This window comes from Flavobacterium hydatis (assembly GCF_000737695.1).
In the GTDB taxonomy this organism is placed as follows: Bacteria; Bacteroidota; Bacteroidia; order Flavobacteriales; family Flavobacteriaceae; genus Flavobacterium; species Flavobacterium hydatis.
The window spans coordinates 55323-69890 of sequence record NZ_JPRM01000010.1 but is presented as its reverse complement, the minus strand read 5'-3'; the positions used below and the strand labels follow the sequence as shown (position 1 = coordinate 69890).

General features: G+C 37.3%; 13 protein-coding genes. 11 read left to right on the top strand and 2 right to left on the bottom strand.

From position 1 onward, the window contains the following. Window positions 1-5: 5 nt before the first annotated feature. A complete protein-coding gene (locus IW20_RS07915) occupies window positions 6-3041 on the bottom strand; it encodes a SusC/RagA family TonB-linked outer membrane protein (protein ID WP_035620662.1) in 3036 nt (1011 codons plus the stop codon). Window positions 3042-3728: 687 nt separating this feature from the next. Between IW20_RS07915 and IW20_RS07910 the strand changes: the two genes are divergently transcribed. From IW20_RS07910 to IW20_RS07880, 7 genes are all read left to right on the top strand, one after another. Then, complete coding sequence (locus IW20_RS07910) at window positions 3729-4157, top strand: helix-turn-helix domain-containing protein (protein ID WP_035620660.1); 429 nt, start codon at window positions 3729-3731, stop codon at window positions 4155-4157. A 77-nt stretch (window positions 4158-4234) separates the two neighbouring features. Further along, complete coding sequence (locus IW20_RS07905) at window positions 4235-4477, top strand: hypothetical protein (protein ID WP_051885646.1); 243 nt, start codon at window positions 4235-4237, stop codon at window positions 4475-4477. A gap of 230 nt (window positions 4478-4707) precedes the next feature. Continuing rightward, the gene (locus IW20_RS07900) at window positions 4708-5154 is read left to right on the top strand and encodes a hypothetical protein (RefSeq protein ID WP_035620658.1); all 447 of its coding nucleotides are present in this window, start codon (window positions 4708-4710) and stop codon (window positions 5152-5154) included. Window positions 5155-5233: 79 nt separating this feature from the next. After that, a complete protein-coding gene (locus IW20_RS07895; protein WP_035620656.1) occupies window positions 5234-6034 on the top strand; it encodes a hypothetical protein in 801 nt (266 codons plus the stop codon). A 110-nt stretch (window positions 6035-6144) separates the two neighbouring features. Further along, window positions 6145-6660: a hypothetical protein gene (locus tag IW20_RS07890; protein ID WP_035620654.1), complete on the top strand. Its 516-nt coding sequence runs from the start codon at window positions 6145-6147 to the stop codon at window positions 6658-6660. A 138-nt stretch (window positions 6661-6798) separates the two neighbouring features. Then, complete coding sequence (locus IW20_RS07885; RefSeq protein ID WP_205625905.1) at window positions 6799-8556, top strand: DNA integrity scanning protein DisA nucleotide-binding domain protein; 1758 nt, start codon at window positions 6799-6801, stop codon at window positions 8554-8556. 41 nt (window positions 8557-8597) lie between these two features. Then, window positions 8598-8966 carry a hypothetical protein gene (locus IW20_RS07880; RefSeq protein WP_035620653.1) on the top strand — a complete coding sequence of 123 codons (369 nt, stop codon included), beginning with the start codon at window positions 8598-8600 and terminating at the stop codon, window positions 8964-8966. Between the two features lie 53 nt (window positions 8967-9019). Here IW20_RS07880 and IW20_RS07875 read toward each other — a convergent pair whose 3' ends face one another. Further along, window positions 9020-10633, bottom strand: coding sequence for a helix-turn-helix domain-containing protein (locus IW20_RS07875; RefSeq protein ID WP_051885643.1), 1614 nt, complete (start codon window positions 10631-10633; stop codon window positions 9020-9022). 413 nt (window positions 10634-11046) lie between these two features. Between IW20_RS07875 and IW20_RS07870 the strand changes: the two genes are divergently transcribed. The 4 genes from IW20_RS07870 (at window position 11047) to IW20_RS07855 (ending at window position 14504) form a co-directional block, all read left to right on the top strand. After that, window positions 11047-11769, top strand: coding sequence for a hypothetical protein (locus tag IW20_RS07870; protein ID WP_035620651.1), 723 nt, complete (start codon window positions 11047-11049; stop codon window positions 11767-11769). A gap of 310 nt (window positions 11770-12079) precedes the next feature. Further along, on the top strand, window positions 12080-12928 hold the full coding sequence (locus tag IW20_RS07865; protein ID WP_035620649.1) for a helix-turn-helix domain-containing protein: 849 nt from the start codon (window positions 12080-12082) through the stop codon (window positions 12926-12928). Window positions 12929-13100: 172 nt separating this feature from the next. Then, the gene (locus tag IW20_RS07860; protein ID WP_035620647.1) at window positions 13101-13943 is read left to right on the top strand and encodes an RteC domain-containing protein; all 843 of its coding nucleotides are present in this window, start codon (window positions 13101-13103) and stop codon (window positions 13941-13943) included. A 246-nt stretch (window positions 13944-14189) separates the two neighbouring features. Continuing rightward, window positions 14190-14504, top strand: a complete 315-nt coding sequence (locus tag IW20_RS07855; RefSeq protein WP_035620645.1) for a helix-turn-helix domain-containing protein — start codon at window positions 14190-14192, stop codon at window positions 14502-14504. The last annotated feature ends 64 nt before the right edge of the window (window positions 14505-14568 follow it).

The following is a 14568-nucleotide window of genomic DNA, read 5'->3' as shown; positions in this document are numbered from 1 at the left end:
AGTGGTTAGAAGTTCAATTCGACACCCACAGAAATAATACGCAGGGGTGGTAATTTTCCTGAGGATTGGTTTTCGGGATCCGGGCCTTTGAATCTGGTAATGGTAAAAAGATTTTGCCCCTGCATATAAATCCTGCACTTTGTAGTCTCCAGCCAAGCAAGTGGAAGCGTGTAGGATAAGGAAATATTTTTAAGCCTGATAAAAGAAGCATCGCTGTACGCGCCATCACTCCCTAAGTACCGATAGTAGGCATTGGTTGCCTCGCTGTTCAGTCCTGTAGTATAAGGCTGAATTGTGCTGTTGTCACCTGGGTGCTGCCAGGCATTTGAGAAGTCCGCTGGAAGATTGTTGGCAACACCTGGCAGAATTCCAAGATAATGATAGTTACTGCCCAACTGCTTTACAAACTGCGCTAAAAAATCGAATTGCCAGTTTTTGTAACGGATGCTGTTTTGCAAGCCACCATAAAATTCAGGTGCGGTCCTTACAATGCTTTCCCTGTCGCCGCTGGCAGTAATTTGCCCATCGCCATCATAGTCTTCAAATTCGTATACTCCGGTTTGTGGGTTCATCCCTGTATAATGGTATACCTTACGAATATCCAAAGGTTGTCCTATAACGTACTGATTGGAATAGGTCGAGCCTGCAAGATCAGGGAAAGAAATCAATTTGTTTCGTGGAATGGTCATATTCAAGGCCGTAGTCCAGCTAAAATGATCACCGCTTACAGGACGAACCTGTAGCTCAAATTCCCAGCCTGTATTTTGTACCGTTGCGTCTAAGTTGGCCATAACAGAGGTGAAACCTGTTGTGCCAGGCAAAGGAATTCCAACTAACTGGTTAGAAGAGCGGTTGCGATAATGTGCTACTGTCAGATACAGCTTATCCCTGAAGAAACCAAGTTCTAAGGCCGCTTCAATCTTTTTATTGTTTTCCCAGCTAAAATCAGGATTGAAAAGCCTTGTAGGCTGCAGGCCAATAGTTCCCTGATAAGGCAATCCTGAGAGACTGTAAGTATTTAAGTACTGATAATCTCCTATCTGGTCATTTCCTGTTGTACCAAAACTTCCTCTCAATTTTCCGAAACTTAACCATTTGGTGTTATTGCTTAAAAATTCTTCATTTGAGAAAATCCACGCCGCGCCGACTGCTCCAAAATTGGCAAATCTCTTACCTGGGCCAAAACGACTGGAACCATCCCTGCGGCCGGTCAGGTTTAAGAAATATTTATCGGCATGTGAATAATTGATCCTTGCGAACAAAGCATTATAGCGATATTGGGTGTTGGTATTGCTTAATGCTGTCAAGCTTGAAGCGGCGACAATGTTATTAATGAGGTCATTGGTGGTAAATCCCCATGCATAAAAAGCTGACTGTCTTCCATTTCTGCTTTGAAAGGTCGCGCCCACCAAGGTATTTAATTTGCCGCCAAGAATTTCTTTCTGATAGGATATCTGCGGTTCAAAATTCCAGGACTGTACATTGGTGTTGCTTAAAAGCAGGCTCGATGCTTCACTGCCAAATCCAAATGCTGGATCATAAATAGTGTGTGGTGAGGTTTTAGATTCCTGAAGCCTCGCATCCGTATAGCCCAATCCCGCTTTTAGTTCCATGCCTTCAAGAGGTCTGTAAGCGAGCATTCCGGTAGCAATAAGATTGTTGTTTTTAGCTAGATATTTTTCTTCCAGCAAGCGATACGGATTGTTCCATGTCGAATTCTCCCAGTTCAGGCTTCCATCTTCATTGTAAGGCTTGGGTGCATTGGGTGCGAGTGAGTAGGCTTCTGCAGTAAGGTCGGTTCCCAAGAGATTATTGCTGTCTCCTGTGTAATTCCCCGAAAGCGATGCCGAAAATTTATTATCTTCTGAGATATGGTTGAGATTAAAATTAAAAGTATTCTTCCTGTAATTAAAATCACCCGGAAACACAGTAGTTTCCTTATAATGAGTGCCGCTCATCAGAAAGCGTGTCTTTTCATATCCTCCAGAAATGGTTGCCTGAATACTATTTGTCATGGCTGTACCGCCAATTAACTCTTCCTGCCAGTCTGTATAACGGTTCTGGTCCCACGTTCCATTCACATCATAAGCATAGGCTGGATAGTCGGTAAAACCATCATTGGAAAAAGCCTGTCTTCTCATAGCAAGATACTGGCTTGTATTCATCAGTTTTAGCTTACGTGTCACGTTGCCTGCGCCTGTATATGTATTGATACTAAATCTTGTCTTTCCTGTCTGACCCTTTTTTGTCGAAATAAGCACTACGCCATTGGCTCCACGGGAACCATAAATAGCGGTGGCATCTGCGTCCTTAAGTACTTCTATACTTTCTATATCGGCAGGGTTAATGCTGTTAAGCGGGCTTAGGCCATTTTCAGGAAGTATGCCCGAAGAGGTAAGCGTATTACCAAGATTTTCACTGCCAAAAGGGATGCCGTTGACAATATAAAGGGGAGAATTTCCATCTGCCCGCATACTGCTCTTCCCCCTGATTTGGATATTGAAGCCACCACCCGGCACTCCAGTGGTCTGCGTAATATTGACTCCTGCCATTCTTCCCTGCATGGCAGCCAAGGGATTGCTGACCGGCTGTTTTTGGATGTCCTTTGCGGTAACTCTCGCAATGCTTCCCGTACGCTCTTTATCCTTAACCGAATAATATCCGGCATTAATAGTAACCTCCTTAAGCTGAGTACTGTCTTCAGACAATATTACATTAAGAGAAGTCTGGTTTCCGATGATGATTTCCTGCGTGGCATAGCCTATAAACGAAAAGACGAGTACGTCAGTAGGATTAGCCGTTATTGAAAAGTTGCCTTTTTCATCTGTTACGGCTGAATGAGCGGTTCCCTTAACGATAACCGTCACGCTTGGAAGTGGTCCAGTGGCATCGGTAACTGTACCTGTAATTTGATGTTGTGACTGCTTCGTGTAGCTTCCGAACGTTGGTTCGATGGCGTAAATATGATTAGAAAGCAGAATCGCGAAAATAAATATGCAAAGACAGGATGGCCTGCCCTTGTTAAATGAAAGATTTTTCATAAATTTAAAAAAGATTAAAATTGAACGAAAGTTTGGTTTTCTCTCGCCTTCTATGCTAGTATTCGACCACGAGTTATAGAAGGCTTTTCTTGTTAATTAATACTCCATAGGCATAATTTGTTTTTTGGTCATTCAATAAGTTAATAGCTGTTCATTGTGTGATTTTCGAATCTGCATATTGCAGTATTTGTGGGTGGCGAAGCTGATAGCATAATAACCCGGCCCTTCCCCCGACTAACTCAGCAGGATACCAGTACGGGCCAGGTATTATAAAAATGAAAATAAAGAAACTACAACATAGGCAAACCGGTTAAAGGTTGTACAGATACGCTGCGATCCTTTTAGATATTGTGAAGTAGCTTTGATAAGTTGAGATATAGCCAAAAAAAAGAGGCGCGGAACTCAGCTTATTGCTTAGAAGGATTTACTGGACTACCCGCACGCAAATAAGTGAGCCCACGCCCTTTAAAGGCGTGAGCATTTACACTTATCATCTTGGGTGCTAAAAAAGTGTCCAGTTTTTCTAAGCAAGATTCAAAGCGAATGCTTCAAATATTTTTATTGAAGAATCGCAAAATTACGATTCATTTCTGAATCAGAAACAAATATATTAAAAATTTATCACACACCTATAGGTATGTGAAATTAATTTTTGAAATGCCTTCATTGCTATAGAATTAATAGCTTATGATTATTGAAATAATTACATCTGAACTTGACTTCTATATCACTGAAAAGATAAGAGAGTTGCGAATTAAAGCTGGACTTGACCAAGTTGCTCTAGCACAAAAACTTGGTGTGTCGGAAGGTTATATAGGGAACATTGAAAATCCGAAACACACTGCAAAGGCAAATATTAGAATGCTTGCAAGAATTGCGAATGCTCTTGAATTAAAATCTTATATTGACTTCTTTCCAGATGAAATTATGACTAATGATATGGTTCGTCTTAAAATAGAATTGTTTGATATAAATAGTCGAAGCCAAAATATTGACGAGAATGGTGAAGTTATTAAAAGACTAATCGAGCTTAAAAAAACATCAATATCAATTGAGGAAATAGAGCAACTAAAAGCAAATAAAACTTATAAGTATTGCACCATTATTGAGAAATAGTACATAAGGAGTTATTAAGATGTTATAACATATTACATCTAATTGTGATTAAATAAGTATAAAAAAGAAGAAATCTTATGGATAGAAACAATGCTGTCTTAATAATTTTTGGCATTTTAGCTTTGGTAATTGGAATTCTCCTTAAACTCTTCATTGGCAGAAGAAGATTTTATCGCCGAAATTCTTTAGGTGGCGAAGGCTTTAAAAATTATAGAAGTTCACTGATAACCCCTTTTTGGGAGAATCTTTTAACACTTGCCGGTGGCCTGCTTATTATTTTTGGAATAATAGCTCTGGCAATGGCAAAGTGGCTATTATAAGTATATCAAGGAATAAAAATACCAAGATGCATTTGCATCTTTTTTTATGACCTTTCGAAATCAAAACAGGTAATTATACTTGGGTCTTTTAATCACTAAAATAAGTATTTTGCAAGTTTTAATAGTGAGTTACGGAAACCCGTAAAGTAGAGAAAAAATGGTTTTGTAGGTTTGGTGATAAAAACTGATAATGACTATTTACAATTTAGTTGTTATGTAAAAAAAATACAATGAAATATACTTTTAGTAACCCGAATTACGTAACAAAAGATTACCTAACGTTTCAGATTTTAGATGAATCGGGCATTGAAATTGGCTCTGCGGAGGGCGCTGGTAATAAGTATGGCGATTTTATTAGTGTTGTAAAGATTTATGATTCTGCAAACTTTAAATATGGTATAGGTTTCGCAGCTTTCCAAAAGGCATTTGAACTAATTGATTCTGATTTTCCAATTACAACCATCAAGGCAAGTTGGAATAAAGATGGAGAATTTAAGGATTTTGAAAATGGAATGTCTACTAACCTTTTAGAGTATTCAAATCATAAAAAAGTGATGAGTGATATTGATGCTGCTAAAAATACTCCAACCGGCAAATGGTGTAGAAAACTAGGATTTGTAAACTGTACAATCATAAGAGATACATCGGATAATGTAGAGGTTAATTTTACCAAATGACGATAATCCCAACTATACCCGGTTTACTAAAGAAATTTTATATTGGTGTTAATCTGAAATCAATCTCAACAGTTCGATTATGACAAGCGAAGAAATTAAACAGTTTGGATTGGTAATTATTGAGTCTTTACCTGATGATGAAAAAAAGACCGGTTTCAATTTACATTCAACGATAATAAAATATAAGACATTTGAATTTCCAGACCTAAGTGCTGAATTTTATGATGTCAGTGACCGAAAAAATTTATTCTGGCTTTTAAAGGAGCTGGTACGCAAGGCCGTTGATGAGAATCATTTTTTTATTTTACATATTGAAGCCCATGGCTTCGATGACGGAATCGAACTAAAAAACGGAGAGGAAGTCACTTGGGGAGAAATGATACCATACTTTCAGGAAATCAACATACGCTTTCATAATTATCTTTTCATACTCCTTGGAATCTGTCGCGGTGCAGGAATTCTAAAATATATTAATCCAATGGAAAGAGCCCCTTTTAGGGCATTGATATCAAGTGAAAAAGATATATACGTGCAAGATTTGGTCCCGGGTTTTGAAGAGTTTTACAAGCACTTTTTCTTTGACTTAGATTCAGTAGAATCGCTTGAAAAATACAATTCTGTCATAAGTGATCCGAAAGATAAATTGATTCACGTAACCGCTGAATACTGTTTTGACGCAATTGCAGATATTGAAAGACTGACAGCCGATAAATCTAAACTTAAAGCCACTTACAAAAGCTCATTGCTCAAAAACTATCCAGATCTAAAATATTTCTCTGATGATTATACAAACAAGTATGTAGATCATAAGCTTACCGAAATATTCGAAGATCTGAAAACTAGAAAAGATTATTTCTTAATGAAAGATCTGCAAGAATAAATTCTGGGAATCGCTACTGAAAGTCTAGTCATGATAAGCCTTTTAAAGAGATTGTTATCCAATGGTAAAATCACCTAATATATTGTCCAAATATATTTAATATTAAAAATATGAGTTCACAATTAAACAAATTTATTGAAGAAGTAGAAAAAGCAAAATTACTACTTATTGAGGAACTGTCTCATGATCTGGAGTTCCTAGACATCCAGCTGGCTTTGGCAGAACATTACGGTTATACACCCGAGAATAGTACACGCACCGCATCACACAATCTCACTGCCGAACAAATATTTGAGATGCTGAAAGATCACGATTTTAAATTTCCAGATGAATCAGAAATCATTGAGCTAAGTGAATCTATTCTTCCCGATGGAGCTTTAAAGAGGCTTGACGAGCAAACAATAAAAAGCAAGGGTGAAATTTGGGTTATCCATAAATATGATAAAGATCCACTTCCATCTAATCCGCATGCACATAATGAAGAAACGGGACAAAAACTAGATTTAAGTAACGGTGATCTATATGATGGGAAAAACCATTATCAAGGCACCAATATTTCAAAAAAAGACCTTTTACTACTAAGAGGAAAGGTTAAGAAAATAACACTGCCAACCTTAACGATTTGATAATTTATATTTGATATAACTAAAGTGAGATCAAGATTTTCTTAAATTTGTATCTTTCGCGTCAAAGAATGTGTCAGTAACACAGGCATATTATCTCACTCACAATACCACCAATATATAAATTATTCAACAATAAACATGAAGGGAAATCTTATTAATTATTTTATGTGGGGATATCAGCTACACGTACAGGTATCATTTAAAGTGAGTGCTGAAAGTTTATTTAAAAAAATAGATGCTAGACTTGATCCGGAAGTTTTTTTTGTTGGAGTTCTCGTTGAAGAAAAACCAGACAGGCATCCTATCTGCCTTGAACCTGAAGACATCGGTTTTTTGCCGGAGCGTTTTTCCGACGTGCACTCATTGGCAAAAGAATTGGAAAAGGTCGATGAAGAGAATAGAATTTTCCACACTCATGAGATAGCACAGGAAAACCATAACAGAAGAATTACTACCAGATCATACAAGGAGGCGATAAGCAAAATTCTAAAGCGGGAAAGTGTATTTGGAGAAAAGGAGTATTTTGTTGCAACGCCAACATATATTGACGGCTACCACGTCTTTACCGTTTTATCCTTAAATAAAAAAGTGCTTAACAGTCATTACGAGCTAGCCAAGGACTTCTTTAACGACAGATATACAATATTCCGATCTCTGATAAAAAGTGCAATAAATATTTTTTTAGGTGAGTGTTCAAATGCATTAAAGGATCCTAATACTTCTGGCGGAGCAATTGACCGTCGTGCTGAAGAGCTATTGAGAGAAGCTGGACGCCAGTTTATGTACACTGCCGCATCTTCAGGTGGCGACATTATGGGATTGCATGGCTTATATGATGCATGCAATGAAATTGCTTCAATGAAATATGAAGGTGCTATTGGATTGGGGAAAATGATACTAGCTCCCAAAGACCATAAAAATCTTAAATTCACACTTCAACTCAAGGCTCCGATAAGGGTGAGTGATTACAGAAAGGTTAGAAAGTTTTTGGAAATTTCTGATGATAGATCAGCATTAGTTTCAGACTCTGCAGTCATTTACGGTCTTGGAGAATTAAAAGGCAAATACAATCCAAAGGAAGAATCTGTCTTCGTAGTCAATTTTACAAGCCATTTTCAATGGGAGCTTTCTCATGACAATAATATCCTGATGGAAGTTGAATATCGGGAACCTCGTTTACCAAAGGAAAAAATTAACAGAGAAAAGTTTTATTCCGACCTTCCACGGCTTTTTGATTCCATTTCTAAAGATGATATAAACGACTTGTGGGATATTGCCTTGGAAGCAACCAAACAGAAGCATGGGACGATGCTTGTAATTTCCGATAATGCAAATTTGGAATCGGAAAGATTGGGTAATCAGTGTTTCCCGCTAAAACCTATTAAGTTAACTGACAGTTTAGTTCAGCAGATTACTTCCATAGATGGAGCTGTACTATTAGACAGGAGCTGTTTTTGTTATGCAATTGGAGTTATACTGGACGGACTTGCAACTGAAAAAGGAGATTCGTCGCGTGGAGCGAGATACAATTCGGCAATTCGTTATTATGAGCAGTTCGGTAAAAAAGGTGGTTTGGCTTTAGTAATTATATCGGAAGACGGCATGATAAATCTTATACCTGATTTAAAGCCCCAAATAAAAAAACACGATATTAGTGAAGCTATATCAAAATTTAAGGATATACTTTCTGGAAGTACTTTGAACCATAAATCTTTTAATTATGGAATGAGCGATTTCCAGAATATCAACTTTTATTTAACTCAATCCGAATGTGATGAAATAAACGATACTCGTAAGCAAATTGAAGAAAAATTTAAAACTGATTTGGCAGAGATGCGAATCGTTTACGACGACCTGAAATCTAATCCGGAAATGAACGACAGCTACTACAAATAATTATGGTGCTAAATTCATAAATAAATAAAATAAACAAATAGATGAACACAGAAGATATTTTGAAAGATTTATGGAGTAACTATAATCTTTACTTTTGGAGTAACGACAATTTAAGTTTTCAGCAAATCAGAATGGGAACAAATTCTGAAGCCAATTTGATTTTTAGCTATAATAGTGAAAATGATAGGTATATTATCGAAAGAACCGTCTATAGAGATTTGCACGATTTGATTACTTTAAGCCACAGAGAATTTTCAAACGAAATGATCGAATATCGAATTATTAAAGATTTGATAATTTTAATTCTTAGCAAACTAACAGATAGAGAGTTTAATGAGAGACAAATAATTCTTTACTCAAAATTGATCTATAATAGTAATAGATGGATAAATTTAAACTTTGATAACTAAAATAAGTACTGCATTTAATTGTCTGGTTAATATTAAGCGTGATTCTTTGCATTTTATAACTGGATATCTTCCTTCTTTAATTCTTCAATAAAATATTTAGGGGTTATTCCAGTATCGGCTACAAAGGCCTTTACAAACCTTCGCGTACTGCTGAATCCCGCTTCATCAGCGAGTGCGTCATGAGTATAATTCTGAAGATTTTTTTCCTTACGAATCCTCTTGGCGATATTGTCTACCTTAAGGCTATTGATATATTCATTGAATTTTTTATTTCTGTGACGGGCAATAATCAGTGATAAATATTTAGTGTTGGTCTTGAAATAGCTTGCCAGCTTAGTTAGATTCAGATCCTTTTCAAGGAACTTTTTACTATTTTCAAATTTCTTCAAACTATGTAAAACTGCGTCTTCGGCATCTTTGCTCATTGAAAAATCGTGCTCGTCTACCTTATTGTCTTTAGTCTTTTCTGAGTTTTCAATTTTTTTCAACAATTCTTCATACTTAATCCTAGCCTCCCTCTTATTTTTAAAATAATTAACTATCCCGTATATTATAAAAATGAACATTACTCCAATGATAGAAAACAATATCTGATTGTTATAGTTCTGCCTATCCAGCCTTCCCTTAAGCGTGCGCTGAACAGCCAGCAATTCATTAGTTTCATATTCCTTACGGATTTTTCCTTGAAGATAGGTATAGGTATGATGCAATTTTTTATCTATTTCGAGTAATTTTTCGACATAGTGTAATTGCAACTTGATCATATTCCTGTCCTTGTAGTAAGTAATCATAAACTCATATGCTTCCCTAAGGTCAGGACGCATAAAATCCCGCTCCATATAAATTTGGTCAACTTTTTTAAAGTATCGCAGGGCCTTTTCCTTATTGTTTAATCCCCAGTAACATTTCCCGATATAAAAGTATCCCACCATTTCATTAGAGAAGTCCTTACTATCCATAATGCTTGGCATTGCAGCTTGCAGCTTTTCAATGCCTATGGCATAGTTACGTATCAGGCATTGGTTGACACCTTCTGAAAATATGAAGTAGGATTGCATGTCGAGGTTTCCGGTCCTGATTCCTTCGTTTATACCTATTTTATTAGTAGAAGAACACAGCCCGTGATTGCCTACCATTTTATAGCAGACGCCCAATGCATGCAGAGAGTTTAAGTATGCCCTGACATTGGAATTCTTAAAGTAACTGATGCACTCTTTAAAAAGCGCGATCGCTTCCCTATAATATCCCAAATAAAGTTTTATCTGCCCAATTTGATACCTGGTTTTGTGAATGAGGTATGGATCATTTGTTTTTTTTATGTAGTAGTCGGCGACTAAGTAAATATCCATTGCCTCTTTGAGACGTTTTTGACCATAGTACGCAATGCCTTTGGAAAGGTATGCTGATCCTATAATTTCATCGATGTTTGATTTTTTAGCTGCCCAAACCATACTATCGGCGTAGACAAGCTTTGACTGGTCTGTGGCATAATGGACATAATTTTTATAGGCATTGGAAAGTTCTTCCCAGTTTTCCTCCGACTTGGCCTTTATCAGAAATGAGGTCAGGTATACTGATCTGACACCATCACTTATACTATCATCTTCGATACGATCAAATATATAGTCGAAATCCTTACTCTTTAACGAATCAGGAATTTGAATCATATGCTTTTGTGCATGTATACAATGACTAAAGCATAAAGATATTGCAAGGAAATATCTTACAATCATAGGTTAAGTTTAAGCTATTTTCATTGGTAGGCACCCCCATTTAATACAATAAGTATCATAGTGAGAGTTGGGGCGAACGAAATAGTGATGAATATATCAAATATACTATAAAAACAGGAAAAACCTACAAAGCGGACACAAAAAGGCTGTGTCGATTTTCTGAAAAACGATAGTAAAAATACTGTAAATGTCCAGACAACCATTTGTCGATGTTGCATTTAGCAAATAGTTTTGCTCTGAATTCAAAAGCAAAGTCTGGCTTAAAACCAGCACCGTTCTGCTTTCCCTCGAGGTGAAAAATGAACTGACGAAAAAAAAGTAATCAGTCACATTTAACACTAGTACACATGAAAAATTTAAAAGTATTGTTGGCAATCCTGCCATTATTCACTGTTGCCTGTTCAGATGATTATACAGGTGATTATACAGGTAAGACTACGGAAATTGCTTATCTAAATGAAAGTGCAAAAAAATCAGGCATTGGACCTGGTAATTCAGCGAATCCCTTCGATACCGCAGGAAGTATGCATAATGAAATCCTAGAGATTATCGGCGATACCGACTTTAACTCCCAGTCTATTGAAGAGATCGCTATTTTAATTGATTCGGTCTCAGCTGCCCACCCTGAGCTGATACCATTATCCAGCGATTATAATCTGTCCGGAAGACTGTCAGAAATCACATGGATAGTAAATAACGGAAATGCTATTAATGATGTGCTGACATCATGTACAATGGGAGTAAGTGCCAAGGCAAGCTTTATAACATTTGTAAATAACCTTCCTTTAGTTGCTAATGATCCATATAATAATATCCATTCAGTTATTGTTTCCTATGAGGCAGGTGTTCTCGCCAATACTGGATTCTCTGGTGAGGATAAACGTATAATCCTAACTGCTACTTCAATTGCCAGATATGCAGCCTATGAGAAAAAAAGAAAGGACAAAGACTGGGAGACCAACGTTACCAGTATTGCTGCGACGGTTAGCGGTGCAGAGCAAAACTTGATTCTTGGGCTAAAAATGGCATTAACCGTCGAGATATATCAAAGCAACGACCCCACTCTGTGAACTGGATTATTATTCTGCTGGAACGCTATGAGAGAACTGTTGCTATAGCTTCAGGATTTCTGCTCATAACATTGAATGTAGGTAGCCTTTATTTCATCATAGATCTTCTGAGCTATGATGAAATGGTGGGTTATCTCGCTGACGGGGGACTTAAGAGTTCCGATCCACATGACTTTGTTTATGTTTTTCTAATTCCTGCATTATGCAATATCCTATTTGTTTTTACTACACTGTGCGCATGTTGTACTAAAAGCTGACTAAGCGAGGAAACGCTTTGACTGGCATTTTATTAATATAAAACACTAACATTTTGGACACCTTAAAAAATAAACGCTGGCAAAAGGATTTAAAAGTCCTGTATCTGACAGATTTTAAATCTGTTAAGTCACGCAAAACCCTTATGAATCCAGACTGGTTTTCTCTCCTTTTGGTGGTGTCCGGCACAATATATTTTATGGACGGCTCGTCAACGGTCCGTCTTTCCGAAGGAGATATGTATGCAGTTCCCAGAACTGCTGAAGTAATTAAACTCACACATTCCCTGACTGTCTGCCTTATGTCTTGTAAAAGGGATTTTGCCATTACCAGCAGGTTTTCAAGATCCGGGATCGGTTATATAGGAGTCCTGACCGGATATTCGCCTTTTGTAATATCACTTACGCAGACCGAAACAAATTATCTGACACAGGTCTTTGGATTTCTTAAGAAAAAGATTTCCAGCAAGGACAGCATTTTTCAGGAAGAAATGGTGCTGCTCTACGTAAACCTTATCCTCTATGAATTTAGCGGGTTATGTTATAAACACAACGAAAATACAATTGCTGTGCACAGCCGCAGGGAAAAAATCGTTACGGGCTTTATGACACTGGTCCAGCAGCATTGTAGAGTACACCATGAAGTAAGTTTTTATGCTGATTCTTTATTTATCAGCAGGGGCTACCTCGGCAAGGCTGTCCAAAAGGTTATCGGTATGCCTCTTAAACACTATATTGAGATGGCTATCGTATCGGAAGCATACGCATTGCTCGCAGACGATAATCTTACTATTAATCAGATAGGTGAGCATTTAAATTTTAGAAATCCCCAATCTTTCAGCAATTTTTTTAAAAAACACACCAAATTAACTCCAACCCAATATCGCCTTAATCTAAAATTTTAATCCGTCCCTACAATACAACTGAATCTACTGAACCGTAATATCCTTTTCATAATTGATTTGCTTGTGAATAGCCCCACCTTAGTCGTATAGCATGTATTTGTACAGTAAGCACAGTAATGTTTATATAGTCCATAAGTTTTTTTGAAAGATATTACATTAAAACCAATGAGCTATGAAATCACTGAATGCAATCATTTCCGAAATCCGTATTAAGGAAGATCAAGTTTCGCGGGAAACTTCCCATCTCATCGATGAGGCTTACCAAATGACACTCTATCTCAAAGAACTGCTCAATACCACTCGGGAATACATTCTAAAGGAAGGATTTAAAAGTCCGGCAGAAGAAATAGAGTTTTTCCGTGATATCAAGCCCCAGATTTTAGGACAATTGATTTACTATAATAAAATATTTCGAATCGAGACGGTCTGCCCTGTAAAGGACGGCAAAATGTATCAGAAATTTTTCACAAGCCAGCTTGGGCAGCTTAAACAGGAATTTAAAGAGCATATCTTCGGTTCTCATTTTTATCGCTATTACAGGTCGGGAAGAACTGACCGTGATGAGGAATATTTCATGAGAGGAAAGATAAATTACAGGGATGGGCTCAACAGTTACGTTTTTGAAATAGATAACCAATTTTCTACCTATTACGATTCTAAAGTTGCTCGGATTATGGCCAATGAATTAATTTATACTTATCTCCTAACAAAAATTAATCCCGAAGAGCATTCAGGCTTATTACTTAATAACCCTGAGACAACTAAGGATGTTTTTTGGACCGATTCTAAAAGTGCGCTCATTGAACTCATTTATGCGCTTTATGCTTCGGGAGTGATATCACATGGGAAGATTGGTATCCGTAAAATTACTCTTGTATTTCAAATTCTTTTCCGCGTACCGCTCGGCGATGTGCATCACTCTTTTCACCGGATGAAAGACAGAGCGGGAACTAGAACATCATTTCTTGACCATCTTAAATTGTCATTGGAACAATATATGGATAAAGAGCTGTAGCTTTTATAATAGAAACTTTTTTCTTAAAGCAGTGCCGACAGCACTGCTTTTTTATTGCCCATGTCTGCCCATTGGCAAAAGGCAAAGCCCCTACTTATCGTAATGATCACTCAATCCAAGCCTTCGATATTCCACCATTTTGTAGAACGATTTGCAGAAAAAATCTTCCATGCCAATGGGTAGGACTTGGCAAGCAATAAGTTTTCCATTTGTCAATTTTGTGGCGTTAAACCAAAATTACTGGTTATGAATATCGATAGAATGGAATTCACAGCGTGGATGGAGCGAATTATGGAGAGATTCGACATCCTTATGGAGGTGGTAAACACAGGTAAGAATCAGCATACTGCTGTTGATGGAGAAGAGCTGCTGGACAGTCAGGATGTCCTTCAGATGCTCAAGATAAGTGCACGATCACTCCAAAGATACCGCTCGTCAGGCAAGCTCCCATATTATACAATCAGCGGAAAAATTTATTATAAGCTCTCAGATATACATCAGTTGATCAGGGAAAGCTTTATCGCCCCTGTGCCTAAAAAAAAGCCAATAAATGACAAATAGCGCCAGCTGATACCAGTTAACACCAGGCAACAAAGACCTCATTTACTTTCGGGATTGAATTTAA